The following is a 25911-nucleotide window of genomic DNA, read 5'->3' on the forward strand; positions in this document are numbered from 1 at the left end:
GTTAGTCGTTAGCCGCGCCTGCCCTGCAGCAAGCGCCAAACGTTGAGCGCGTTAAGCAGGCTGCGTTACGTCATTTACGTAGGTCGCCTTCAAACGCTTTTCCGCTTCGGCGAGATCTTTCGGCGGCCTGGTCGGCTCGATACCGACCAGACGGGCGATGTTGTTGCCCATATAGTCTTCGAGACCGTCCTCGTCCAGATTCATGCCTTGCGGCGCCGGTCCGCACAACATTTCGAGTTCGCGCAGCCACATGCCCGGCTCGTTCGGCGGCGAATCGGTGCCGAACACGATCTTGTTGCGCGGCAGTTCACGCGCGAATTCGACGATGCGCGACTGATAGCACCAGCCCGATTCGCAATACACGTTCGGCGTATCCATCGCCATCCAGAACGCTTCGAACGAGTAGTTGCCGCCCGTTTGAATCCCGAAGTGGCCAATGATGAAATTCACCATCGGGAATTCGCGGATGATCGGATAGAACTGCGTCGGAATCGTGTACGGTCCGTCGCCGGTGTGAATCAGCACCACCACGCCGAGCTCCGCGCACTTCTTCATTGCGGGACGCAGCCAGTCGAGCGCGCGATCCGGCCGATAACCGTGCATGTTCGCGTGCAGCTTGAGCATCTTGAAGCCGTACTCCTTCACGTGGAATTCGAGTTCGGCTGCACCGTTTTCCGGACCCCAACGCGGGTTGTACGTGAAGTTGCCGATAAAACGATCCGGGTACTTCTGCGTCAACTCGGCGATATACGACATGTAATCGCGAATGCCTTCACGGCCGCGGCGATTGCCGTCGCGATAGCCGGTGTTGCCCGGCGGCGGCTGAATGAAGCCCATGTCGATACGGCGCGGCTTGCCGTTGATGATGTACGGACCGTCCATCATCTTCAGCAGACGTTCGCCGGTGAACGGCTCGCCGGTGTGGCGCCACGCTTCGTCGACGAGATTGGTCGGGTGCAGATGGGTATCGATGATCATCAGCGGGCTCCTGCGTAGGCTGCTTGAGATGCCTGGGCGGCGTGCTGGTGCGACGCGCCGGCATGGTGTTTCAGATAGGCTTGCGCTTCCTCGACGCTTCTCGGCGGCGCGCTCGGCTCAATGCCGATCATGCGCGCGAGGTTGTTGCCGAGGTAATCCTCGAGCGTGTCTTCGTCGAGATTCAGGCCTTGCGGCGGCTCGTGACACAACACTTCGAGCAAACGCAGCCACATGCCCGGCTCGTTCGGCGGCGTGTCGGAACCGTAGAGAATCTTGTGCGTGGGCAGCACCTTCGCGAATTCGACGATCCGCGATTGCAGGCACCAGCTCGATTCGCAGTACACGTTCGGCGTATCGAGCGCCATTTGATACGGCTCGAAGCAATACACGCCACCCGTCTGCACGCCGAAGTGCGCCATGATGAAATTCACCGACGGGAATTCGCGAATCAGCGGATACCATTCGCTCGGAATGCTGTACGGGCCGTCGCCGGTGTGCAGCTTCACGAGCAGGCCGAGGTCCGCGCATTTGCGCAAGGCAGGGCGCAGCCAGTCGAGCGCGCGGTCGGGACGATACGCATGCATGTTGGCCTGCAACTGCACCATCTTGAAGCCGTGTTCCTTCGCATAGAACTCGATCGCCTCGGCGCCGTTCTCCGGGCCGCAACGCGGGTTGTAGACGAAACAACCGATCAGACGGTCCGGGTACTTCTGCGTCATTTCGACGGTGTACGCCATGTAGTCGTCGATCGATTCGCGGCCCGAGCGGTTGCCGTCGGTCCACGTATAGATCGTGTTGCCTTGCGGCGGCTGAATGAAAGCCTTGTCGATGCGACGCGGCTTGCCGTTGATGAGGTACGGGCCGTCCATCGTTGCGATCAGACGCTCACCGGTAAAGGGCTCGCCGTCGTGGCGCCAGGCGAGGTCGACCAGATTGGTCGGATAACAGCTGGTGTCGATGATCATGTACTCGATCTCCTTGAGAGGAACTGGTGTATCCAGTTGCCGGATCGCGGGCAGGCGCATCGATGGAACGGAGCCCAGACAGGCTTGCCCATGCGGCCCTTTGCAAGGCGCCATTTTTGTGCGCCTTCCCCTCGCCGGCATCGAGTGTCACACTGATGTGCACTGCTGCTTGCGATGCAGTCTCACAAGATAAAAACGCTCTGTACAATATTTTTTAACCACGATCTTGATACGTTCCCGATATGGACATCCGGTTGTTGCGTTACTTCGCGGTACTTGCCGACGAACTGCATTTCGGCCGGGCAGCCGCGCGGCTGCACATTTCGCAGCCGCCGCTGAGTCAGCAGATTCGCATCCTTGAAGAGGAGATGGGCACCGCGTTGTTCATGCGCTCGCAGCACCGTGTCGAACTCACTGACGCAGGGAAAACACTTAAGGAGCAGGTGCCGCTGATCTTCGCGCAGTTCGAACGCGCGATCGATCTGACGCGTTGCGCGGGGCGTGGCGAAGTGGGCAGTCTCGAGATCGGCATCATCAGCTCCGCGATGGTCGAGCCGATTCCGCGCGCGCTACGGGTATTTGCGGAGAAGCATCCGCAAGTGCGATGGACGCTGCATGAGATGACACCCGCTGCGCAGATTCTCGCGCTCAAGGAGCGGCGCCTGGATGTGTGCTTCTTCCGCGTGTCGCATGAGGACCCGGAGATTCGCAGTGAGGTCGTGATGCGCGAATCGGCGGTGGTGGCGCTGCCGTTAGGACATCGGCTTGCCGCGCGTGGGGAGATCGCGTTGCGCGAGTTGGAGACGGAGCGGTTTGTGTCGTTCGGTTTGCAGCAGTCGCAGCTTGCGCGCTTTCTGCAGGATTGTTGCGTCGAGGCAGGGTTTACACCACAGATCGAACAGGAGGTGGTCGAGGTGCATACGCTGTTGTGTCTGGTGCGTGAAGGGCTGGGCGTGGCGTTATTGCCTTCGTCCGCACGACAATTGACGACCGGTGGTGTGGCGTTCGTGCCGCTGGCTGCGCCGTGTCCGGAGGTGTCGCTGCATGCACGCTATCGTGCTGAGGACGCGTCGCCGGTGCTGTCGCTGTTTCTCGATACCGTGCGGGAGGTGGCCGCTAGCTTGAACGCGGACGCTAGCGTCAACATGGACGCACAGGGTGGGGCGCGGTAACGCGGGCGGTTTTGATCGTTTGCGCGAGGCATGAGGCGTGAGAATGAGCACGAGCAACGGCGCGAAGGACGCAAAGGACGCCGCAGGCGGTAAGCGCTAACGCGCGCCGACTGTCTGCGCGACCAGTTCGCGAATCACCTCGATCAGCGGCGCCACGCGCGCCGCTTTCTCCCGCGGCCACACCGCATACAGGTTGTAATGCGTCGGAATCTCAACTTGCGTGAGTTCGACCAGACGCCCCTCGCGCCGCGCGTCCGCCGCAAGCAGCCCGCGCGCCAAACCCGCGCCCACGCCTGCGCTTGCCGCTGCAATCAACCCGGCGGCATTGTCGAACACGGCGACCGCATCCGGTTCGACGGCGGCCATGCCTGCCGCGGTGAGCCATGGAATCCACGAGCGTTTCGTATAGCCGAGCAGCGGCAAATCCAGCACCTGTTCGGGTGTGAGCGGCAGGCTCAGCCCGCGCGCTTCAAGAAGCGCGGGCGAAGCCATGACAGTCAATCGGTCGCCGCAAATCAGCGCGTTCTCGAAACCTTCCCATTCTCCATACCCGTATCGCAATGCAATATCCACGCGCTCGAACGCGCTGCGCTCATGGCGCGGCGTGGACAGCACCGTCAACGACGTGCCGGTCAACGCATCGAGTAGTGCGGGCAAGCGCGTGACCAGCCAGCTCTGCGCGAGTTCGGGATCGACATCGAGCGTGATCGACTGCTTGACCGTGCGCTCTTTCACCGACGACAACGCGCGATCGATCTGCTCGAAGCCATCCGCCAACTGATTCGCGAACAGCACGCCCGCGTCCGTCAGCACCACGCGGCCGCCTTCGCGCACGAATAACGGCTGACCGACGAATTCTTCGAGCGTGCGGATCTGCTGGCTGATTGCGCTATGCGTGAGCGACAACTGGCGGGCCGCGCTCGAAAAGCTGCCGCCGCGCGCCGCTTGCAGGAACGCTTGCATCGACTGGATGGAGGGGTAGCGCTTCAACATGGGTGTTAGCCGGACTTACGGGTGATGGAAGAAATCGTCGCTGGCGTTGTGCTTATCGGCTTTCAATAATGGCCGCAAGCACGCGGCCCTGGTGGCAGCCATTCCACTGCACTTCACGCCGCGCTGCACAACAACATTCAGGAGACACGCATGATCGAGATCGTGGTCAACGACACGCGGCACTCGCTCGACAATGTACCGGAAGACATGCCCCTGTTGTGGGTGTTGCGCGACCGGCTCAAATTGACCGGGACGAAATTCGGCTGTGGCGGCGGCTTTTGCGGCGCGTGTACGGTGCATCTGGAAGGCGAGGCCGTGCGCTCCTGTTTGTTGCCGGTTGCTGCGGTGGCGGGCAAGCGCATCACGACGATCGAAGGATTGTCGAAAGATGGTACGCATCCGCTGCAACTCGCGTGGGTGGCGGAAGACGTGCCGCAGTGCGGTTACTGTCAGTCCGGTCAGTTGATGCAGGCGGCCTCGTTTCTGAAGGACAAACCGACCGTCAACGACGAAACCATCGCGACGGCCATGTCGGGCAATATCTGCCGCTGTGGCACCTATTCGCGCATTCGCAAGGCGATCAAGCGCGCTGCTTCCGGCGACCCGGCGCATGCGTCGATCACGTGGGTCGAATCCATTCGCGCTTCCGCGTGCGCCACCACCTCCGCGAAAGAGGAGGCTTGAATGCGCCACGACAAGCAAGCGCTGAACAGCGCACACGGCGCAGCGCGTCGGCGTTTCATCAAACAGAGTTCGGCATTGTTGGCTTCGGGACTCGCAATCGGTTTTCAATTGCCCGAGGCTTTCGCGAAAGACGCCGATGTAAGCGGCAATCCGAAACCGCAGGCCGGCGAGTTCGAACCGAACGCATGGGTCCGCGTGCTGCCTGACGACACGATCAAACTCGTGGTTCATAAGCACGACTCCGGCACGGGAACGCGTACCGCATTGGCTGCGGTCGTCGCTGAAGAACTCGATGTCGATCCGTTTCGCGTGGAGGTGATTACGCCGGAGAATCCGTTTTACGGCGACTATATTCATCCGCTGTGGAAAGTATTTTCGACAGGCGGCAGTACGAGCGTCTCGCTCGAATATGAGCGCTTGCGACGCGCCGGCGCGACCGCACGTGCGATGTTGATTGCCGCTGGCGCGAAACAATGGAACGTGTCACCCTCAGCGCTCACAACAGAAAGCGGTTTCGTAATCGATAAGACCAGCGGCAAACGTGCGAACTACGGCTCGCTGGCGAGCGTAGCGGCGCAATTGCCAGCGCCGAAAGATGTCGCGTTGAAAGACCCGTCGCAGTTCAAATACATCGGCAAGCTCCAGAGAAAACGTGGCGCCGATCTGAAAGCGAGAGGCGCGTTTCCGTACAGCATCGACGTATCGTTGCCGGGGATGCTGGTGGCGGTCGTCACGCGTGCGCCGGTGATCGACGCGCGTGTGCGGAGCGTCGATGCGAAAGCCACATTGGCCGTGCCGGGTGTGCGGCAGGTATTGCAGATTCCGGGGCGTCCCGACATTCTCGGCGGCAATCAGGCGGGCGTTGCCGTGCTGGCCGATGACTATTGGTCGGCGCATCAAGGTCAGGCGGCGCTGAAGGTCGAATGGGAAGACAGTCCGCTGGAAACCTTCGACAGCAGTACGCTCGCCGCCCGTCAGGCCGCGTGGCTCGACGATCCTGTCGCGCATGTTGTGCCGACGATTCAAACCGGCGATGCGAAGACCGCATGGCCACATGGTGCGCGCGTGATCGAGGCGTCGTACTCGATGCCCTATAAGGCGCAAAACGCACTTGAGCCGATCAATGTCACTGCCTGGGCGAAAGACGGGCGCATTGAGTACTGGGGTGGTTTGCAAGTGCCGTCCACTGTGCAGGAAGCGGCTGAGGTGATCGGTGGGATTCCTGCAGAGCGCGTTGTGTTGCATGAGCTTGTCTCGGGTGGCAGCTTCGGCTCGCGCGAATCGAAGTACTGGTTATTCGAAGTGACATGGCTTGCGTTGAAAGTTGGCAAACCGGTCAAGCTGATGAACAGCCGCGAAGATGAAATGCGTGCGCTCTTCTATCACTCGGCGAGTTATCACCGCGCTAAAGCCGCATTCGACGCGCATGGCAATCTCACCACGTTGCAGTTGCGCGCGGTGATGCCTGCTTCGCCGGAACAATGGGAGCCGGGTTATTTCGATCGTCCGGACCGGATGGACTACAGCACCACCGAAGCGATTAGCAAATACGAGTTCGCTTACGATGCGCCGCACGTCGATCTTGGTTGGGTGCGTCATGAAACCGGTGTGCCGACGGGTTGGTATCGCGCGGTGAGTTATATCCCGAACGTGTTCGCGGTGGAGTCTTTCATGGATGAGGCTGCGCATGCCGCGCAGCGCGATCCGGTTGAGTTCCGGCTTGCGTATATGAAAGACGCGCGGCACAAGGCCGTGTTGCGCGAGGCGGCGGAGCGGGCGGGATGGGGTCAGCCGTTGCCTGCGGGGACGGCGTTGGGCGTGGCGACGAATCAGGCGTATAGCAGCTATGTGGCGGTTGTAGCGCGGGTCGTGAAGAAGGGCGATGCGGTTGTGATTGAGAAGCTGACCTGTGTGGCCGATTGCGGATTGGCCGTATCGCCGGGTGGCGTTGAAGAGCAATTGTATGGCGGGCTGATGTGGGGACTAGGACATGCGACGGCGGATCGCATCGATATTCGTCACGGTCAAATCGAGCAGAAGAACTTCGATACGTATCGCGTGATGCGCATGAGTGATATGCCGGAGGTTGATATCCGGATCGTGCAGGGCGATCCGGCTAAACCGGGCGGCGTAGGGGAGTTGTCGAGCCCTTCGGTCGCGCCGGCCGTGGCTAATGCGGTGTTCAGGTTGACGGGGCGGAGGTTGAGGGATACGCCGTTTGCGTTGGACGGGTTGGGGAAGAATGGAAGGGTCGGCGCGAAAGTAAAGACTTGAGCGCGTAGCGACGGCTCAATTCCTGAGCGTTGCAGCGAGAGCTTGGCGACGTTGCTGACCACGTGCAGTATGCGTTTTGTCATGTTCAAACATCCTTTCGTTGTTCCCGTGCGGACATCGCAGATGCACTGCGACGCTGACCTAGCGCGATCTTTCCGTTCGCCGACGGCTTGCCTTCCCCAGTACCTTGACATCGCCGGACGCGAGGGCGGGACTTGTCATTTCACCCCGACGCATTCGCGACAGCACTCTCTTCGCGTTGGTCGTGCAATCGATCTCGGCTGGCTTGGCTTCGATCTCCGCGATCAGCGAGACAAGATGCGTTTTGCTCTGCGCCAGTCGCGCTTCCAACGCTTCGATGTCCTGCACCTTGAGGCGCAGCGTTTCGAGCAACGTGCCGTGTTGCCACTGCGCCGGATCGGGCGGCAGCAGCATGCCAATTTCATCGAGACTGAAGCCGGCCTTCTGCGCAGTCGCAACCAGATCGAGCACCAGCAGGGCTTCGGCTGGATAGGTACGGTAACCGTTGGGTTGGCGTTGGACGGTCTTCAGCAGCCCAATGCGCTCGTAGAAGCGGATGCGTGACGGGGTCAGTCCGGTGCGCTCCGAGAGTTCCCCGATATTCATAGGATGGATACTCCACCGTTATTTCGGAATCCGCACTTGCGTGACGCTCGTTGCGGATCTCTACCGACCTGCATATAGCTTCCAGCTCAATCAAAGGCTCTCAGGCGGGCGGGCAGGTTCAGAACCACTTGCGCGTCTTTGACCACGTCGAAGCGAACAATTCTTGAGGCGCTCAGTCCATCGAGAAGCTGGCTCAACGGGCCGCCGCTACGCACCAGCTTTACGTTCCGCGGGAGAATGCGTTGAGCGAACGATAAGGTGTTGGTCTGGACCGAAGTCTGATGCCATTCACCGTCGACAACGTGCACCATTGTCGACGTTCCCATGTGAGATTGCGGCGTGACGTTGCGCGGTGCGGGCAGCGGCGCGCTCAACATCAGATCCGGCTTTCCGTCCAGAGCGGATAGGCTGGCCTTGACGCTCGTACCAAGATCAACGGTGATTCCGGCGAGCCACTTGGGGAGCTGATAGCCATACACCCCACGCACTCTCGCTATTTCGGTGCTGACCGGCAGCGCCAGGACGTGCGCGAAGAAGCTCCGGCGCCGCATTGAGTCGAGCAGTTCGATCAGATGAGACCCACGCGCGCCCGGCCGGCGGATAACGATTGCAACCGAGACCTCGTCGTAAGGATCGTTATCGCAGACGGCGTACGAAAAGAAAGTCAGCGCCACTAACCCGTAGCCAGGCAACGCATGCAAGGGCTCAAGAGGCGTCGGCAGCGCGGACCGCAATCGCTCCAACGGGGCGAGCATCAGGACCTGGACACTGCTGGTGCGGTAGTAGAAATTCGGCGCCCATATCGGACCGACTCGTGACTCGACCTGATGCTTCGGAATTCTGCGGAAAAAGTCGATGTTCCCGACAGCGGGGTCACGCGCCACTTCGTCGAGGTTCGGATTCATGCGGAAACGGTCGTAGTATCCGCCCTCGATAACTTCAACCTTGTGTGAGCCGAACTCGACCTGTGTGAACCGCCTGTCCATATCCGTTGACCTTTCTTGAGGGTTGACCTGCGGACGGTCGTCATAAACCGATCGCCCCTGCAGGACATACTCTAAGATTCAACTCAACTTTAAGGTCAAGCATTTCAGCACAACTAGTTCATCACGCCCTCGTGAAGGCCGGCAACCTTCAGGCGGTGAAACGTCGCTCCCGTCGATCAGCGCGAGTTTTTCTTCCGTTTCGGCACAACCCCGTTTTCGCGGAGACGGCCCAGAACCCACTCCTTTCTGTCTGAACAGTTCAGATCCGCGGGTCTGTTCTCGATGCTTTCAATGGCGACGAGCAACTGCACCCGGCTCTGATTCAGGCGTTCTTGCATCTCTTCGATTTCGGCCACTTTGCGCTTTAGCGCTTCGACTAATTCGTCATGCTGCCATGAGCCCTGACCCGTTGGCAGCAGATGCCGGATCTGCTCGAGAGAAAAGCCCGCATGCTGGGCGTTGGCGATGATTTCGAGTATCGTCAACGCTTCCGGCGGGTAGTCGCGATAGCCGTTCGCCGTCCGCTCGACCGCCTTGATCAGCCCGGTCGCCTCATAGAAGCGGATGCGGGATGCGGTCAGGCCGCTGAGTTCTGCCAGTTCCCCGATCTTCATGTGGCACTTTTAAAAAGTATTGACCTTGAAGTTCACTTTAATCCTACAGTTAAAAGACGGTCAAGCAAGACGTCAACGGACAATGGATGCCGCACCGTTGCGGACCGTGATAGAGGATAACGACGAGGACTGAAGGCTTTTTTGCGCAAACAGTTTCGTGTGCCGCGCCGGTGTGCCAGCCGCCGGCACCGGGACGCGATGCCTTCAATCACCGTCGCCGGCTATTCACCAGACAGAAGGAGCAGTAGGTTAGCCTGACCGGCAACGATCAGGTGCACGACACCGATTGGGTGTGAACACATCACCGGAGAAGCGAAAATGGGATTTGTCACAACGAAGGATGGCGTCGATATTTTCTATAAGGACTGGGGCCCGCGTGACGCGCAGGTCATTTTCTTCCACCACGGATGGCCGCTCAGCGCAGATGATTGGGATGCCCAGATGCTCTTCTTCCTGGCCAAGGGTTTCCGGGTCGTCGCGCATGATCGGCGCGGACATGGAAGATCGAGTCAGGTCTGGGACGGCCATGACATGGACCATTACGCCGATGATGTCGCGGCGGTCGTGAACCATCTCGGCGTGCAGAAGGCGGTACATGTAGGCCATTCCACAGGCGGCGGCGAGGTCATCCATTATGTCGCGCGTCACGGTGAAGATCGCGTTTCAAAGGCGGTACTCATCAGCGCGGTGCCGCCGATCATGGTCAAGACCGAGAGTAATCCGGGCGGTCTGCCCAAACAGGTGTTCGACGATCTTCAGGCGCAGCTCGCGGCAAACCGCGCGCAGTTCTACTACGACATTCCCGCCGGCCCGTTCTACGGTTACAACCGGCCTAACGCGAAGCCTTCTGACGGCACCATCTGGAACTGGTGGCGGCAGGGCATGATGGGCAGCGCGAAGGCGCACTATGACGGCATCGTCGCGTTCTCGCAGACGGATTTCACCGAAGACCTGAAAAGCACCACCATTCCCGTTCTGGTCATGCATGGTGACGACGATCAGATTGTCCCGTATGCGGATTCGGGGCCCCTCTCGGCGAAGCTGGCGCGGAACGGTACGCTAAAGACCTATCCGGGCTTTCCTCACGGCATGCCGACAACCAACGCTGATGCGATCAATGCCGATCTGCTTGCGTTCATCAAAGAGTCATAAAGCCGTCAACCGCATGCGATCGCGCTGCTGCTAACGCGTGCAGACCAGTCAGCGAGCCACCTGCGGGTGGCTCGTTCCGTTCAAAAAATTGCTTGACCTTCAACTTAACTTAAAACTTAGAGTTGCAACACGATCAATTGAGGTGTTCCTATGAACGTGTTCGACAAGCTCACTCTCCCTAACGGTTCGGTCATCCCCAACCGTATCGCCAAAGCCGCCATGGAAGAAAACATGGCGGATGCCAACCAGGGGCCGTCCGGGCAATTGATGCGGCTCTACGAGGCTTGGGCAAACGGCGGCGCCGGCCTGCTGATAACGGGTAATGTGATGGTCGACAGCCGCGCCATGACGGGACCGGGCGGCGTGGTCCTGGAGGACGACACGCAGCTGGCACAATTCGCGCGCTGGGCGCAGGTCGGCCGGTCCCAAGGCGCCCAGTTCTGGCTGCAGATCAATCATCCGGGCCGTCAGATGCAAGCCAATCTTGGCCAGCAGACATGGGCGCCTTCGGCAGTCCCGCTCGAGCTGGGCAAGCTGTCCAAACGCTTCAATACGCCGCTCGCCATGACGCAGGAAGTCATCGACGACGTGATCGTGCGATTTGCCCGTACCGCGCGACTTGGCGAGCAGGCGGGATTTACGGGTGTAGAAATTCACGCGGCCCATGGCTACCTGTTGAGCCAGTTTCTTTCGCCGCTCACAAACCGGAGAACGGATGAATGGGGCGGTTCGCTTGAGAACCGCGCGCGTCTGCTACTGGAGATTGTCAAAGCGGTGCGTGCCGTGGTTTCTCCGCACTTTTCCGTTGCGGTCAAGCTGAACTCAGCCGATTTCCAGCGCGGCGGCTTTACTGCGGACGACGCGAAACAAGTGGTCAAGCTGCTCAACAGTTTGAAAGTCGATCTGGTCGAACTGTCCGGTGGCAGCTACGAAGCGCCAGCCATGCAAGGCGAGGCTCGTGACGGTCGCACGTTGGCGCGCGAGGCCTATTTCGTGGAATTCGCACGCGACATCCGGAAGGTGGCAAAGATGCCGGTCATGGTCACGGGAGGGATCCGTCGCCGGCAGGTTGCCGAACAGGTAGTCAAGAGCGGGGTGGACATGGTCGGCGTGGGTACCGCTCTGGCAATCGAACCCGATTTGCCCCGGGCCTGGCAAGGCGGTAAGGATGTTGTTCCTCAACTTTCGCCGATTAGCTGGAAGAACAAGACACTGGCTTCACTGGCGAACATGGCTACCGTCAAGTTCCAGTTGCGCAAGCTAAGTCTGGGCAGGACGACCGATCCGAAGGTATCGCCACTGCGTGCGTTGATTCTGCAGCAAGCAGCGGATGCATGCCGGACTCGCAAGTACCGGCGCCGGATGGCGCAGCGGGTAATGTGACCAGGTTTGACTGGATCCATTGATCCAGTCGATTGCAGAGAGATTGCGCAGGACTGACCGTCGTCTGCGAGCTAACTCAGTGATTGTCTGCCTGACGGCTCAGCGCAGACTTCTAACCTGGCTCGGCGTGACATCTGCGGCAAATCGATTGCCGAAATGGGTTCTCGTGTAGTTGACGACAGCAGCGACCTGATCGTCATTCATCGCGTCACCAAAGGATGGCATTGCCTTTCTGCCGTGCAGTACATTGACGATCACGTACGGAGCAGCTCCGACTGCCGGGTTATCAGCGAGCGCCGGGTAGTGGCCCGCGCCCTGTGCGCCTTTTCCGTCCGGCATATGGCATCCCGCGCAGGTCGCGTTGTAAAGCGCTTCGCCGCTTTTTTCGGTGAAGCGATAGTCAGGCGAAATCGTGAAGGTGCGGGGTGCGTCCTGCGCCACGGCCTGAGCCGATACCACCGTCGCGGCTCCCGACAGCCAGGCCATCAGCATCACGCTGAGGATCAACGGTACCCTATCCATTGACGATTCTCCGATGCAACCGGGTGATCGCATCCAGTGACGACAGCACGGCGCCTTCCTGCCATGCCGGGATATGGGAAGCGTGCTCTCCGGCAAGGACGATCCTTCCGTCGATCTGGCAGAGATTCGCGTAATGCGCTTTTCTCAACGCATCCGTCCATGCAGCGAAGCAGCCATTCGTAAACGGTGACCGGCTCCAGCTCATCGCAAAGCCGTTCTGATACTCGCGTGCGTACTGTGGATGAATCTGGCTGCCCTGGCTCAACGCCATCGCGATCCGTTCCGCAGGGGGCAGCGCACCCATTTCATAGCTGGCGGGCCCCCACATGTAGGCGCCGAGCAGCACCGCGGGGCCAGTCGATCCGTAACCGGTTGCCGGATAGCCGATCGTCGAGATCGGCAGATCAGTATGCGTGATGCCGCCGTAGATCTGCTCGTCTTCCTCCCAGAATCGCCGACCGAATTGCAAGCCGATTTTCACTGATGTCTCGTAGGGCACCGCATCGATCGCGGCGCGCATGGCCGGGCCGACCGCGATGTCGATCTGACTCAGGATCGAGAGCGGAATGGTGCACACCAGCCAGTCCGCGTGTGCGTTCCGTTCGGTTCGGGTGGTCGTATCGGTGTAGCGCACCGTGACGCCTTGCTCATCTTGCAAGATGGCCGTGACTCTGGCGTTGAACACGACAGCACTCGCGACCTGTGAGTAAAGCGCATGAGCAATCCTGTCCATGCCGCCGACGGGCTGAAAAAGGGTGCTCTGGAAGTCCTGCTCGTTTCCAGACGAGAGCCATTGCCACAAACGCGATGCAAGCAACGGGTCGCGCGGGAGCAGATCCGACGGCACCGCTTTGGGCATGAGTCCACCGCCATGCGCGGTGGTGAATCCGCGGCGTTCACTGCTTCGCGGACCCGCCTCGTAGCGACCATCCCGACCGAGCGCACCCCATTGATGCAGGGATTCGAGTAGCAGATGCGCGTCTTCGGCTGACAACGCATCATCGAGTGCATTCTTGTGGATCGCTTTGGAAAGCAGTTCGGCGATATAGCCTTGATAGTCGGTCTGCACCGCGCGGAATCGTTGCGGCTTGCCATCGAAAGCTTCCGTCGAATGCAGGTACGCGTTGTAGTTGACCTGGATGAACGGCTCGAGTGGCACCTTCAGGCGTTTTGCGTAGTCGAGTACGCCTTGGTGGTGATACGGAATGCGCCACGGTCCTGGGTTCAGATAGAGTCCGTCAGCGAAATCGCAGTACTGGGTGGCGCCGCCGAGTTCTGTATAACGATCACCGCCCCTGACAGTCCAGGCCCGACCGCCCGCGCGGTTGTTGTACTCGAGCACCTGCACATGGTAGCCCGCGTTCCTCAGCTCAAAGGCCGCGACGAGGCCCGCCATGCCCGCCCCGAGCACGAGAATTCGCGTTCCTTTGGGGGCGCCACTGAGTTTGATCGGTCCGGTGTAGGTCGAGGTGGCGGCGAACCCTAACGTGCCCATGCCTTGCATCATGGCGGCCGCGCCGAGGTTCTTGCCGATCAGCGTCAGCAGGTGCCGGCGGCTCATCGCATTTGGAGTCATTCTCGGCATAAGGACGGGGTGCCCCAACTGGAGAGAAACGATGGCGAATGAAATCAGATGGCATTCCGGAGTGCAAAGGCCCGGGTCATCTGGATTTGTATGCTTGGGGACTGCGTTTGGGCGTGTTTGCAACGGACTCGTTCATTTTATGCGATCGACTTGTCGAGCGTCGTGAATCGAACGTCAGACGCGCCGATGGTGAGCGTGCGATTTGTCACTCTGGCCCCGCAGCCGGAACGCCCGGTGCGCCAGTACCCGCCTCGCTTTGCGGCCGGCGGGCGCCGCAAAGCGCAAGCGGTTCTTCACTCGTGCGGCCAGAAAAGAGCAGCCCTGTACGTCCGGTGGGCTATCATGCCTATCCTCTCCGAAGTAGCTCCTTATGATTTCCGTCCGTAATGTCACGCTGCGCCGTGGCGTCAATGTCGTACTCGACCGCGCATCCGTTACCTTCACCCCTGGCGAAAAGATTGGCCTTGTCGGCCGCAATGGCGCTGGCAAGTCGTCCTTCTTCGGCCTTCTCAACGGCACGCTGCACGAAGACGGCGGCGAGTTCTCGATTCCCGCTGCATGGAAGATGGGCCAGGTCGCGCAGGAGATGCCGGAGACCGAGCAAAGTGCGACCGACTTCGTCATCGAGGGTGACACCATCCTGCTGGCCGCGCAGGCCGAAGTAGCCGCCGCTGAGGCCAGCGACGATGGCATGCGCATGGCGCACGCCTACATGGCCCTGCACGACGCCGGCGCACATGATGCCCCCGCACGTGCCCAGGCGTTGATCCTGGGCCTTGGGTTCAGTGCTGCGCAGCTTAGCCAGCCGGTCAACAGTTTCTCCGGCGGCTGGCGCATGCGATTGCAGCTGGCGCGCGCCCTCATGTGCCCGTCCGACTTGCTGTTGCTCGACGAACCGACCAATCACCTCGACCTCGACGCGCTGGTCTGGCTGGAAGCGTGGCTCAAGCGCTATGAAGGAACCATGGTCGTGATCAGCCACGACCGTGAGTTCCTCGACGCGGTGACGCAGGTGACCGTACACGTCGACAACGCCAAGCTGGTGCGTTATGGCGGCAACTACAGCAAGTTCGAAGAGATGCGCGCCGAGCAACTCCTGTTGCAGCAGGCCGCGATGGCCAGGCAGGCGGACAAGATCGCCCACCTGCAGAAATTCATCGACCGTTTCAAGGCCAAGGCCTCGAAGGCGAAGCAGGCGCAGAGCCGGGTCAAGGCGCTCGAACGCATGGAGAAGATCGCACCGGTGCTTGCCGACGCGGAGTTCACCTTCGAGTTCAAGGAGCCGCTCAACGTCCCGAACCCGCTGTTGTCGATGCTGGACGCGAGCTTCGGCTACCCCGCGCCGACCGACGCAGCGCCGGACACGCCGCCGACGGTCATCGTGCGGGGCATCAACCGCTCCGTGCTGGCCGGACAGCGTATCGGCATTCTCGGTGCCAACGGCCAGGGCAAGTCCACGCTGGTGAAGACGGTGGCGCACGAGCTCGCGCCGATTGCCGGCGAAATCAGCGAAGGCAAAGGTCTGAACATCGGCTACTTCGCACAGCAGGAACTCGACGTGCTGCGTCCCCTCGACACTCCGCTGGAACACATGCTCCGCCTTGCGAAGGACACGCCGGCGCACCTGCGTGCCCCGGGCCAGAGCGGCACCGAACAGTCGCTTCGTACCTTCCTCGGCACCTTCAACTTTAGTGGTGACATGGTCCATCAGGCGGTCGGCACGATGAGCGGCGGCGAAAAGGCGCGGCTCGTGTTGTGCATGATCGTGTGGCAGCGTCCCAATCTGCTGTTGCTCGACGAGCCGACCAACCACCTCGACCTGGCTACACGCGAAGCGCTGGGCATGGCACTCAACGAATTCGAAGGCACAGTGATGCTGGTCAGTCACGACCGGTCGCTGCTGCGCGCGGTATGTGACGAGTTCTGGCTCGTTACCAAGGGTGGCGTCGAGCCTTTCGACGGCGATCTGGATGATTATCAGCAGTTCCTGCGCGACGAAGCCCGTCGCATGCGCGAGCAGGCTGCCGGGGAGCAGAAGGTCATCGTCTGAGCTCACCCCTTGGCCGTTACGGGTTGGACGCTGCGGTAGGGCTCGCATCGCGTCGAGGGGGAGGCTTAGGGTTGTGTGCGGGTGATCGCCGTCAGGCAGCAGCCGGCCACAAACAGTCGTTGGCGACTAGGATCACTCGTCGTTCAGACGTCGCCATGCCTCCTCACAGCGGCCAAGCGGTCTTAGGATTCGAGCCAGCGGGAGAATGAATTCTCCCTGCGATCACGCGCTACCATCCTGAAGAAAGCCGAAAAACTCCATGAAGACCCGAAGCAGGAAAAGAATTGCGGATTCGACTCAGAAAAGCGCTGTCGAACTGGCGAACCAGCTGCATATGACGCTGGCCACTGTTTTCGTGGAGTTTATTGCATGAGGACTTGCGCAAGCGCCCTACGGTGGGAGAAGGTTGCTTTGAAAGCTAGGCTTACATGAACAGTCCACGAAGAGGCCACGAAAGCTCGCTTTTTCGATTAGTAAGCGTGAGATCAAAAAACCAATACATTAATTTAAAAAATGCACATAGAACGTTTCACGATAAATTCGCACATTAGTGAGCGACTTGGCCTTGAAACAAGTCGGTTTAAACGACTTGACAGAATCATCGTACTAGCAGGCCCGAACGGATCGGGTAAAACTCGATTATTGACCGCCCTTCATTGGATGCTCACACAGATCGAGCGTGTCGGATACGAGTCTATAGAGAAATCTCTTCGTCGCGCGCAAGACGAAGAATCGATTTTGCGTGATCCAGATCAACAACCGTATACCGCCGCTGGAGTTAGGGCAAATGTCGAAGCGATTCGAAGACAATTTGAGCCCCTAACAGGTGTTGAAATCGAATTCAATGAAAATGAAGATAAGATCGAGGCTTTTCGACTATATATAGATGTCGCGCGGTTTATTTCGAGTGACTCAATTTCTGCAGAGGCTGACCTTGATGCGAAACTCTACGTCGGTGTACCACGCGCCCATGGCCGTCGTAGCAGAAACTGGCTTGCATCTTCTCCTCTTGCCTATATCGAGGATATAAGTAAAAGACACGCTAGACTGAAAAATTCCGACGAGTGGCAATTCGGAAGCCAAGATCCGGACCCAGAAATTCACGATTCGTTCGACGATCTAGCCTCGCTTCTGCACGAAATCGCCGGACTAGCTTTATCAGTCGATGATATCGGCGGTGAACCTGTCGTGAACGGCCGAACTTTGACCGAGCTATCTCTTTCGGTTGGGCAGAGACAACTCGTTCGGTGGATTGTCCTTATTCATTCTCGAATCTTGGTGGAGGCGAGCGTTCCCCTGCTTATCGACGAGCCTGAAGTCCATCTTCATCCGGCAGCGTTGAATAAGCTGTTTGATGCCTTGATTGAGCGCACGCCACGCGCACAAATCTGGGTGGCGACTCATAGCCTCTCCCTGATATCACATCTAGCGGCGAAGTTTCCCCGCTCACTGTGGTACGCGAATAATGGCTCGTTTTCATCAACGGCAGCCACCATTCCTGATGTCGTCAATGGACTTGCCGGTGGCGACGGGGGGCCACGAGAGCTGGCTGATTTTTGCGGTAACGTTAGCGAATTCGCGATCAATTCATTCGCGGCAGATTGCCTTGTCGAACCAGTGACGGTCAAATATGCGAAGGACGATCCTCAGGTAAATCAAATATTTGATCAGCTTAAAAATATTTCCGGAATGCCGATAAGCGTTCTCGATTTCGGCGCAGGCCAAGGAAGATTAATTGACGGATTAACTGAACGATGCAAACAAGAAGGGAAGGTGATTAATGATGTAATTGACTACTATGCTTTCGAACCAATGCAAGGCGTTAGGGCAATCTGCGAGCAACGCGTCGAGGCTGTCTTCGAGAAGGGCGGAAAAAGAGTTTTTGACTCAATCGAGAATGCAGCTAAAACCATTGGCGGGAAAGTCGATTTCATTGTGCTGACTAACGTTCTTCATGAGATCCCTGTTTCACTATGGTTGCCAGATATATTTTCGTCGAATTCCCTTCATGATCTTTTGTCTGACGACGGATACATGTTGATCGTAGAGGATACGATATTGCCACGCGGCGAACTCGCACACGGTTGCGGGTTTATTATATTGGAGGCAGAAGCGCTCCGAGTCATGGTAGGCGCGCCTGAAATCCCAACCGATATGTTCGTGTCTTCGACAGTGTCTAAATATCAGCAACGGCTTCAGGCGACATTAATAGCGAAGAAATTGTTATCTAACATCACCCATCAATCTATCGTCGGCGCTCTAGAAGCGCAAAGAGGATTTTCGCTTAATGCGATCCGGTCGTTGAGAAGCGAATCAAGTCGTCCGATTTATGATAGCGGCCGGCGACACTCGTTTTATGCCCAACTGATAACCAATTTAATGATGGCAATCGAGGAGATGGAGACCGGTGCCGAACAGTCGTGAGAGGACGAATCGACACAAGATTGTGAGGAGCGGTTGGCGAATGGCCGTTACAGTCTGCAAGTTGCCGTAGCGATCGCTTTGCGTTCAGAGGCAGCTGTGGGTCGACTACTGCCGGACGCGGACCGATCAACGGCGAACCAGTCTTTCGGTTCACCGTCGGACCGGGGCCGGCCACTTGCGGACGGTCACGGTGCTTCGCACAGCGGCAGAACACCCAACATTAGCGGACATCCGGGCGCGAACAGGTACGCTCAAACGTTGCATTGGTTCGGCGTCGGTGCTCAGCGCTTCGCAGAATAGCCATCCTTGATATTGCACAGCCCACTGGTATGGCCCACTATTAAATCGCGACATGCTAATGTACTCAATACTGCGTCGCGCAGAGACCAACGATAACGAAGATGTCATGTCTTAGGGGATACTATGCCAATCGAACTCAGCCGACTCGCGCTCACAGTCGAACCCGAGCGTACAGTGCTCTTTATGGGTGCCGGTGCGTGCATAAGTTCTCACGCGCCATCAGTCGGAAAACTGCTTGAGCTTTTAGAAGCGCGCTTCGATCTCGACCACAACGGCTATTCGCTGCGCGAGTACAGCGGAATCATCGAGGAGCAGTTTGGCAGAAAGGAGCTTATTGAGACCATCCGGAGAGCTTTTCGGGGGCTGAGCCCAACAGGAAGTCTACTTAACCTTCCATTGTATAAATGGAAATCCATTTATACGACAAATTATGACACACTTGTCGAGCAGTGCTACAAGAGGAAGAATATTCCGCTATTAGTGTATGAGTCAAATTTCGACTTTAGAATTCATGAACAATCAGATTCCGTCAAGCTTTTCAAACTACACGGATCTATAGACAAGGATCTCTGCGACGGACATACCAGTCGCATCATCCTGACCGATAGCGATTACGATCATACTCAGAACTTTCGCGAAGGGCTGTACGATCGGTTCAAAGCCGATCTATTTGGCGCAAACCTAATAATCATTGGTCACTCCCTCGCCGACGAAGACATTAAAGAAATTGCGAATCGGGCGGCCGAAATCGCAAGCAAAACCGGGGGTGTTAGCAAGATCACGTTGCTCATGTATTCCAACGATATCAACCGTGCTGCCCTCTGGGAAAAGCGTGGTTTTCAGGTCTGCTTTGGTGGACTCGATGACTTTTTTCACGCGATTGCGGCCAAATTGCCGTTCAGTACGCCAGTCTATAGCGAGACCGGTCACCCTTTTGACCAGACACCGACGCTGCGGCCAATAACTGTAGACGTAGAACATGCCGCGAGCGGGTCGTCTGACGCCACCAGAATGTTTAATGGATGGCCAGCTAGCTATGCAGACATCGTCGGAAACCTTACGTTTGATCGTGCAGTCACGGCGGAGATTGAAACCTATCTTGAAGCGGACGACCACGTATGCGCAACGATCCTCGGCGCGAGTGGGCTTGGCAAGACCACAGCTGCGCGACAAGCTCTGCTGTCCTTGCAAAGCAAAGGCTACACTTGCTGGGAACACAAGGGCGATTTCGAACTGCCGTCGCGCGATTGGCTTGCCATCGCTAAATCGCTAGCGAAGTACGGTGCCAAAGGGGTTCTGTTTGTAGACGAGGCTCACTCGCATCTCCACCAGATAAACGCCCTTCTTGACTCACTTTATTCGGAACGTATACATGAACTAAAGGTGGTTTTGGTCAGCACTCGGAACCATTGGAATCCTCGTATAAAAACACCCGCGTTTTATAAAATTGGAAGAGAGTTCGGTTTAGGTCGCCTAAAATCTGAGGAGATCGATAAACTACTCAATTTGATTGATTCAAATGCAAAAATTCGCGATCTAGTCGGAGACGCATTCAGCGGGTTCTCTCGTCATGAAAAGCGGCGGCGGCTAGTCGATAGGTGCGAGTCGGAGACATTCGTTTGTCTAAAAAATATTTTTTCATCGGAAAAGTTCGACGACATTATATTGAGGGAATATGCGAGCCTAAACCCGGAGCATCAAGATATTTACCGAATTGTTGCGGCGATGGAAAGCTCGGGGATCCGCGTTCATCGTCAACTGGTGATACGTCTGCTCGGCATTCCGGCTTTAACGATTTCGGCGGCTTTGAGCAACCTCACAGACATCATCCATGAGTACGCCATCAATGAGAGAGAGGGGTTGTACGGTTGGCGGGGCAGGCATGCTGTGATAGTCAGTATTCTCACAAAATATAAATTCCATGATACGGAACAAATCATCTCTCTTTTCGAAAAAGTCATCGATTCCATTTCTCCGACATTCGACATCGAGATTCGTACAATTCGCGAGCTTTGTAACATCGAGAGTGGCCTGCCACGTATACCGGACAAGAACGTTCAAAATAGATTGCTACGTAAGATGATGTCTGTCGCACCCGGCGAGCGAGTGCCAAGGCACAGGCTTATTCGCAATCTCATTCAACTTGGTGAATTCGAAAAGGCCGATGCCGAAATCCGCATATTCGAAAAGGATTTCGGACGTGATGCACCTGTCACCCGGTATAGGATTAACATCCTAGTGGGTCGTGCGCTGGAAACCGAAGGGATCCTTTTAGAAGATCGGCTGGCGATTCTAAACCAAGCGCGTGACGCGGCTCTAGCGGCAATCGGACGGTTTCGGGACCACAAACTATTACTCGGCGCCTATTGTGACGTTGGCATCGAAATTTATAGAAAAACAGCGGATTTTTCTGTATACGACGATGCTATGCAGCGGCTAAAACGCGCCGAAGTTGATCTGGGCGATCCCGAGATTAGTAAGCTAGTACGGTATTATGAGCGTCGACTGGCCGGTCAATCTGACACGGAAGCAGATGTTGTCGACCATTCTTGACGCTCATCTAGCGGGCCGCTTTGGACTTAGTTAGAGACGTTTGCCGCCCTCAACCGAAGGGCGGCAAGGGGTCGGTTACGGAAGCTTGCCGCTCAGGACGATGCGCTGCGCATACTCCTTCGACGGATTTCCGTGTTCGGTCACGAGGCGTCGCTCGCTCTAGGCGCAAGTCCGACATTCGAATGCCAGTTCATGATTAGTTAACGGTCTTTCATTTGGATCAGTAACGCCTTACTCTGCGGGAATACTGGCGACTTCGCGCAAGACGTTCTTACTCAGTTGGACGATTGCTTCGAGCAAGACAATAGCTGGGGCAAGTAGTTGGGCTTGTCGCGGGGCAAATTCTTTTTCACCGTGAAAAATATTGCAGCGGATCTGGTAAAGACATTCGAGAACCGCCAAGATACGATGCCTATGCAGCTCCTCGGCAAGTCTTTCATCCCTTGCATGGTCGGGTTTGCCTGTACCACGGATGCTATGCAAGAAAAACTGGCGATTCAGCAGCAGTTCTGAGATCGATTTGCAGGAATCGGCTATGACGGAATTTCCCTGCACGATACTTAAGAATCGAGGCTGCTGAATAAGCTGAGCCATTATGGTAGTAGCCTCTCTACGGTCTCCCTGAAGCATTGGCACCTTTCGCGGATCAAGGGTCGCGCGGTATAGCTCAGCCAATGCGGAGTAAAGGCGATTGTAGGCTACAAATAGCGTAAAGAATCGATCGAATAAATCTTCCAAACTGTCGGATCGATAGATGTCCGCCTTTGATATCCAGCGGTCACAAAATATTTCGATTTGGTAGATATCCATAGAGCGTTTTTTATTAAAACAACCCGAAATTTTGTTAAATAAATTAATTCAAATTGTGCATTGTGTGGCTAAAATTATGACCACAGCACAGGCTCCAAGATAATGGCCGCCACCACACGTGAAAAGCGGCCTATGGGAGACAACTATACCAATGTGGGTTTCTTGCGGTATATAGAACCCACGTGCTCGCTGCGGCGCCGAGGTGAAGGGCCTGCTTCATCTCGGAAGCGGCCGTCGGGGTCGAGCCGGCTTGACCGGCTGTTCTGTGTCGAAAGTACGCATTCGCCGATGCCCAGCGTCCTTTCGCGATCGCCGTTGTCGAACGACCGCTGTGATGCAGAGAGTGTGCATGTCTGCGTCGACACGCGAACAGCGGCGTGAGCCGGCAACGTAACGGTCCCATACGCGAAGTGACAGACAGTTTGTCCTTAACCCACCCAATCAAACCGGAGTTCCCCACGGCGTCGTTGCAATGCGTGGCGATGCTGCATGCGGCCAGATTTTTGCAAGGGCGGCCGAGCCCACATAACGCGTGTCAATATACACACCGTTTTTTATTGAGTCGTCGTACGTGCTGACAAGCCGAGCCGCCGTAGCCTCGTCAAGTTCGTGCTGGCTCATCGTGATTTCAAAAACTCTGTGATGGTGGGTATTAAACTTGTCTTTGTAATCGACAGCAGCGAAATAGAGAACATACGTATTGAGCCTGCGACCGTCCGAATTCGCGAACGCCATTACGTCGTCATCAAATTTGCGTTCGTCCATCGTAAAGGTCTCGTACAAGCGCCCCTTGTATTCTGCGGGAAAGACTTCGAATTCCTCATAGGCTCCAACAATCGGAACATAAACGGCGCGAAGCGGACTATCACTTGCCGCTTGAGGAGTACCGGCCATGTGCAGTTCACCGATGTAGAGAAACGTCAGAGGACGAACTGATAATTCAGTTAGATCTCCGCCCGTGTTGTCGACACTAAGCATTGCGCGGTTGGCCTGGACAGACGGACGGGACAACTTAAAACCCCAATGATCTATGGCCCATCGGGATTATCGGCTGGCTGCACCGAAACTTTATGATTAAGACGGATATTCGCGGTCGCGACGGTTCAAATTCGATGGCTACAATCTCGGCCGTGTTCCGCAAAGCCGCATTACGGCGCGCCACGCCGCGAACCTGCCAGCCTCAGACCGGGGGCAGGACTCATTCAAGGTCGTTCCAAAAATCGAAATTAATCTTTGCGAACAATGCGCTTAATTATCAGCTGCCACTTTCCTAGACTTCTCATTACGTGCGTTTGCATGAGAATTCCAATCCAATCTGGAGGAGCAGGTCATGAACAAGGCAACCAGCACATTAATCGCGGCTGTCGCCGCACTCGCGCTGTCGGGCGGGGCCTATGCACAAAACAACACGCTGGCGACGCCGAGCGTAGTGTCGCCCGCAGCCGCGCAGACCAACGCAACGAGCGGTTACGGCACGCCTGGCGCCGCCAACTCGGACAGCGGCATGAGCGGCGGCGCGGTGAACTCGGGCCTGCAGCAGACCACGAACACCAACTCGACGCCCAGTGCTAGCGCTTACGGGGTCAACAACACGCTGGCAACCCCAAGCACAGCGTCGCCGGCTGGCAAATAACAGCAATTAATAACCCGCCAGGCGCAAGCGCAAAGCGAGCAAGCGCCTTCATTCGCCGCCGTTGCAAGGAAAGCCGCTGCCCTCACGGACAGCGGCTTTTTGTTTCGTCCGAGCCACTTCCTGACGGCGGCTTGCGGCACATCGAGGGGTTGCATGCCCGGACCGCAATGGAACCGTTCATCTTGTGCGGCGCTCCTTAGCGAAGCGCCACCGCCACCGCCTCATCAATCTGCAACGCAAAGCGCGCTTCAGCATCGGGCACCGTGAAGCCAATTGACAGCTCCAGATACGCATCGCCCAGCACCAACTGAACGAATGTCGCTGCCCGCAATGCGGCAGTCGATTCATCAAATCGCTTTCGCAGAATTTTTGCGGCGAAGGCACGCACGACCTTGGCGCCATTTTCGTAAAACACCTGGCCGAGTTCCGGAAGACGCTCGGCCTCAGCAACGACGGCCCGGTAAAGCCGCAGATTATCCGGCGTGATGAGATTTTGTACCAACACTTCTCCCAACCCGCGCAACTCGACTTCGGGTGAGCCATCGGATTGCTCGTCCTCAGCGCTGGCAAGAAATCCACCCACCTGAGCGCACATCGAGCTCACCAGACCAACGAAGAGCGCCTCCTTCGACTTGAAGTGGCGGTAGACCGTCTGTTTGCCGACGCCGGCGGCCGCGGCGACATCGTCCATCGTTGCCAGGCCGAACCCCTGGCTTAAAAAAACGGTTTTTGCGCCGTCGAGGATGGCGGACCGCTTACGGCGTTGCAGCGGGCTCAGGTCGGGGAGTGAGGAGGGGTTCATCCCAGATAAATAACAGATCGTCGAATAGTTGACAAGACTGGTCAGTCTCGTTTAGATTTGCCAAAACGAGACCGACTAGTCTCGTTTGTATGACTATTCAACGTCACAGCCAATCATTGGAGAACGCTTTGAAACTGTTCATGACAGGTGGTACTGGCTTTATCGGGCAAGCGGTCGCGCGCAAGGCAATCAGCCTTGGCCATCAGGTGACGGCACTGGTGCGCAAGGACAGTTCGGTGGCCGCCGGCGCGCTGGCGCGTCTCGGTGTGACACTGCATTCCGGCGACCTGCGCGAGCCGCGGTCTTTCGCTGCGACTGCCGGTGCCGCGGATGGCGTGGTGCATATGGCGTCGACCAACGATGCTTCCGCCGCTGCTGTTGACGAGGCCGCGGCCATAGCGATGCTTTCGCATTTGCATCCGGGCGCGGCGTTTGTCTATACGTCGGGCATCTGGGTCTACGGCAATACGGAGGGGGAGCCCGCGACTGAAGCATCGGCGCTGAACCCGACGCCACTCATCGCCTGGCGGCCCGCAGTGGAGCAACAGGTGTTGGCGCTGGCAGCAAGCCGCTCGATTGCCGCAGTGATCCTCCGGCCGGCGATGGTGCACGGCTACGGCGGCGGTGTCTTCGGCATGCTCGCCGGCATGGCCCGTCAGAGCGGCAGTGTGAGGGTGGTCGGCGATGGTCGCAACCACTGGCCTGCCGTTCACGTCGACGATCTCGCCACGGCCTACCTGAGCGCGGTAGAGCGGGCGGCAAATGGGGACGGCCGAGTCGCGGGACAGATCTTCAACGTGGTCGCGGAAGATGCCGTTGCGGTTGCCGGCATGGGCGAAGCGATTCGGGCCTCGGTCGGCGCCGATCGCGTCGAAACCTGGCCGCTCGACGATGCTCGTAAATCGCTTGGACCGTTCGCTGACGCACTGGCGCTAGATCAGAGAGTCAGCGGCCAGCATGCCCGGCGAGTTCTTGCGTGGCAGCCCCATGGGCCTGGCCTGATTGCGGACCTATCCGCACCAAAGCACTTTCAGCAAAACAATGGAGCATGACCATGGCGTGGAATGGTGCATCTTTCGAATCGATTCTTGCGATGATCGTAGCGGTTCTGTTCACGATTGCTGGGGTGGTCAATCTCGCAGGACCAGGCGCGGTGAAGCGCGACTTCGCGCGCTGGGGTTACCCGGTATGGTTTCGTTTGCTCTGTGGCGCGCTTGAACTGTTGTGTGCGGCACTTCTTTTTGGACAGCAAACCAGAGTCCTGGGCTTGACGCTGGCCGGTGCAATCATGATTGGCGCGCTCTTCACGTTGCTACGAAACCGGGAGCCGTTCCAGCATCTCGCCCCGGCGCTGGTATTTTCGGCCCTCGTTGTGGCGACTGTGGCGCTCCGTGGTTGAGGTTT

The 25911-nt window shown here is 57.7% G+C and carries 22 protein-coding genes; 11 read left to right on the top strand and 11 right to left on the bottom strand.

All coding sequences use genetic code 11. The features are described from left to right. Nucleotides 1–51: 51 nt before the first annotated feature. A complete protein-coding gene (locus PQQ95_RS09760) occupies nucleotides 52–978 on the bottom strand; it encodes an amidohydrolase family protein (protein ID WP_408437177.1) in 927 nt (308 codons plus the stop codon). Beyond that, a complete protein-coding gene (locus tag PQQ95_RS09765; RefSeq protein ID WP_408437178.1) occupies nucleotides 978–1943 on the bottom strand; it encodes an amidohydrolase family protein in 966 nt (321 codons plus the stop codon). Before PQQ95_RS09765 ends, PQQ95_RS09760 begins: the two co-directional genes overlap by 1 nt. A 242-nt stretch (nucleotides 1944–2185) precedes the next feature. Between PQQ95_RS09765 and PQQ95_RS09770 the strand changes: the two genes are divergently transcribed. Further along, nucleotides 2186–3115, top strand: a complete 930-nt coding sequence (locus PQQ95_RS09770) for a LysR substrate-binding domain-containing protein (RefSeq protein WP_408437179.1) — start codon at nucleotides 2186–2188, stop codon at nucleotides 3113–3115. A 96-nt stretch (nucleotides 3116–3211) separates the two neighbouring features. Here PQQ95_RS09770 and PQQ95_RS09775 read toward each other — a convergent pair whose 3' ends face one another. Continuing rightward, nucleotides 3212–4108 carry a LysR substrate-binding domain-containing protein gene (locus PQQ95_RS09775; RefSeq protein WP_408437180.1) on the bottom strand — a complete coding sequence of 299 codons (897 nt, stop codon included), beginning with the start codon at nucleotides 4106–4108 and terminating at the stop codon, nucleotides 3212–3214. A 150-nt stretch (nucleotides 4109–4258) separates the two neighbouring features. Here PQQ95_RS09775 and PQQ95_RS09780 point away from each other — a divergent pair, with 150 nt between their 5' ends. Together PQQ95_RS09780 and PQQ95_RS09785 are read left to right on the top strand one after the other, a co-directional pair. Continuing rightward, entirely contained in the window at nucleotides 4259–4792 is a 534-nt protein-coding gene (locus tag PQQ95_RS09780) for a (2Fe-2S)-binding protein (RefSeq protein ID WP_408437181.1), read from the top strand. Then, nucleotides 4793–7066, top strand: coding sequence for a xanthine dehydrogenase family protein molybdopterin-binding subunit (locus PQQ95_RS09785; protein ID WP_408437182.1), 2274 nt, complete (start codon nucleotides 4793–4795; stop codon nucleotides 7064–7066). 141 nt (nucleotides 7067–7207) lie between these two features. Here the strand turns inward: PQQ95_RS09785 and PQQ95_RS09790 are convergent, their stop codons facing one another. From PQQ95_RS09790 to PQQ95_RS09800, 3 genes are all read right to left on the bottom strand, one after another. Further along, nucleotides 7208–7693: a MerR family transcriptional regulator gene (locus PQQ95_RS09790; RefSeq protein WP_408437183.1), complete on the bottom strand. Its 486-nt coding sequence runs from the start codon at nucleotides 7691–7693 to the stop codon at nucleotides 7208–7210. An 86-nt stretch (nucleotides 7694–7779) separates the two neighbouring features. After that, entirely contained in the window at nucleotides 7780–8679 is a 900-nt protein-coding gene (locus PQQ95_RS09795) for an acetoacetate decarboxylase (RefSeq protein WP_408437184.1), read from the bottom strand. A 176-nt stretch (nucleotides 8680–8855) separates the two neighbouring features. Next, nucleotides 8856–9293 (bottom strand): MerR family transcriptional regulator, encoded by a 438-nt coding sequence (locus PQQ95_RS09800; RefSeq protein ID WP_408437185.1) that lies wholly within the window; start codon nucleotides 9291–9293, stop codon nucleotides 8856–8858. Between the two features lie 318 nt (nucleotides 9294–9611). Between PQQ95_RS09800 and PQQ95_RS09805 the strand changes: the two genes are divergently transcribed. Together PQQ95_RS09805 and PQQ95_RS09810 are read left to right on the top strand one after the other, a co-directional pair. Next, on the top strand, nucleotides 9612–10445 hold the full coding sequence (locus tag PQQ95_RS09805; protein ID WP_408437186.1) for an alpha/beta fold hydrolase: 834 nt from the start codon (nucleotides 9612–9614) through the stop codon (nucleotides 10443–10445). Nucleotides 10446–10595: 150 nt separating this feature from the next. Further along, nucleotides 10596–11828: an NADH:flavin oxidoreductase/NADH oxidase family protein gene (locus tag PQQ95_RS09810; RefSeq protein WP_408437187.1), complete on the top strand. Its 1233-nt coding sequence runs from the start codon at nucleotides 10596–10598 to the stop codon at nucleotides 11826–11828. Between the two features lie 99 nt (nucleotides 11829–11927). Here the strand turns inward: PQQ95_RS09810 and PQQ95_RS09815 are convergent, their stop codons facing one another. Together PQQ95_RS09815 and PQQ95_RS09820 are read right to left on the bottom strand one after the other, a co-directional pair. After that, nucleotides 11928–12335 (bottom strand): c-type cytochrome, encoded by a 408-nt coding sequence (locus PQQ95_RS09815; RefSeq protein ID WP_408437188.1) that lies wholly within the window; start codon nucleotides 12333–12335, stop codon nucleotides 11928–11930. Nucleotides 12336–12342: 7 nt separating this feature from the next. Further along, nucleotides 12343–13911, bottom strand: coding sequence for a flavin monoamine oxidase family protein (locus PQQ95_RS09820; RefSeq protein WP_408437189.1), 1569 nt, complete (start codon nucleotides 13909–13911; stop codon nucleotides 12343–12345). 394 nt (nucleotides 13912–14305) lie between these two features. Here PQQ95_RS09820 and PQQ95_RS09825 point away from each other — a divergent pair, with 394 nt between their 5' ends. From PQQ95_RS09825 to PQQ95_RS09835, 3 genes are all read left to right on the top strand, one after another. Continuing rightward, nucleotides 14306–15985 carry an ABC-F family ATP-binding cassette domain-containing protein gene (locus PQQ95_RS09825; protein WP_408437190.1) on the top strand — a complete coding sequence of 560 codons (1680 nt, stop codon included), beginning with the start codon at nucleotides 14306–14308 and terminating at the stop codon, nucleotides 15983–15985. Between the two features lie 513 nt (nucleotides 15986–16498). Then, the gene (locus PQQ95_RS09830; protein WP_408437191.1) at nucleotides 16499–18409 is read left to right on the top strand and encodes an AAA family ATPase; all 1911 of its coding nucleotides are present in this window, start codon (nucleotides 16499–16501) and stop codon (nucleotides 18407–18409) included. A gap of 423 nt (nucleotides 18410–18832) precedes the next feature. Then, nucleotides 18833–21262, top strand: a complete 2430-nt coding sequence (locus tag PQQ95_RS09835; protein WP_408437192.1) for an SIR2 family protein — start codon at nucleotides 18833–18835, stop codon at nucleotides 21260–21262. A 231-nt stretch (nucleotides 21263–21493) separates the two neighbouring features. Here PQQ95_RS09835 and PQQ95_RS09840 read toward each other — a convergent pair whose 3' ends face one another. Next, a complete protein-coding gene (locus tag PQQ95_RS09840; RefSeq protein ID WP_408437193.1) occupies nucleotides 21494–22072 on the bottom strand; it encodes a hypothetical protein in 579 nt (192 codons plus the stop codon). Nucleotides 22073–22513: 441 nt separating this feature from the next. Next, nucleotides 22514–23050 (bottom strand): hypothetical protein, encoded by a 537-nt coding sequence (locus PQQ95_RS09845; protein WP_408437194.1) that lies wholly within the window; start codon nucleotides 23048–23050, stop codon nucleotides 22514–22516. 352 nt (nucleotides 23051–23402) lie between these two features. Here PQQ95_RS09845 and PQQ95_RS09850 point away from each other — a divergent pair, with 352 nt between their 5' ends. Continuing rightward, complete coding sequence (locus PQQ95_RS09850) at nucleotides 23403–23705, top strand: hypothetical protein (RefSeq protein ID WP_408437195.1); 303 nt, start codon at nucleotides 23403–23405, stop codon at nucleotides 23703–23705. Nucleotides 23706–23901: 196 nt separating this feature from the next. Here the strand turns inward: PQQ95_RS09850 and PQQ95_RS09855 are convergent, their stop codons facing one another. Next, on the bottom strand, nucleotides 23902–24507 hold the full coding sequence (locus tag PQQ95_RS09855; protein WP_408437196.1) for a TetR/AcrR family transcriptional regulator: 606 nt from the start codon (nucleotides 24505–24507) through the stop codon (nucleotides 23902–23904). Between the two features lie 140 nt (nucleotides 24508–24647). Here PQQ95_RS09855 and PQQ95_RS09860 point away from each other — a divergent pair, with 140 nt between their 5' ends. After that, nucleotides 24648–25559: an NAD-dependent epimerase/dehydratase family protein gene (locus PQQ95_RS09860; RefSeq protein WP_408437197.1), complete on the top strand. Its 912-nt coding sequence runs from the start codon at nucleotides 24648–24650 to the stop codon at nucleotides 25557–25559. Further along, entirely contained in the window at nucleotides 25556–25906 is a 351-nt protein-coding gene (locus PQQ95_RS09865) for a DoxX family protein (RefSeq protein WP_408437198.1), read from the top strand. The genes PQQ95_RS09860 and PQQ95_RS09865 overlap by 4 nt, the downstream gene beginning before the upstream one ends. The last annotated feature ends 5 nt before the right edge of the window (nucleotides 25907–25911 follow it).

Source organism: Paraburkholderia caffeinilytica, assembly GCF_046030355.1.
Classification (GTDB): domain Bacteria; phylum Pseudomonadota; class Gammaproteobacteria; order Burkholderiales; family Burkholderiaceae; genus Paraburkholderia; species Paraburkholderia caffeinilytica_B.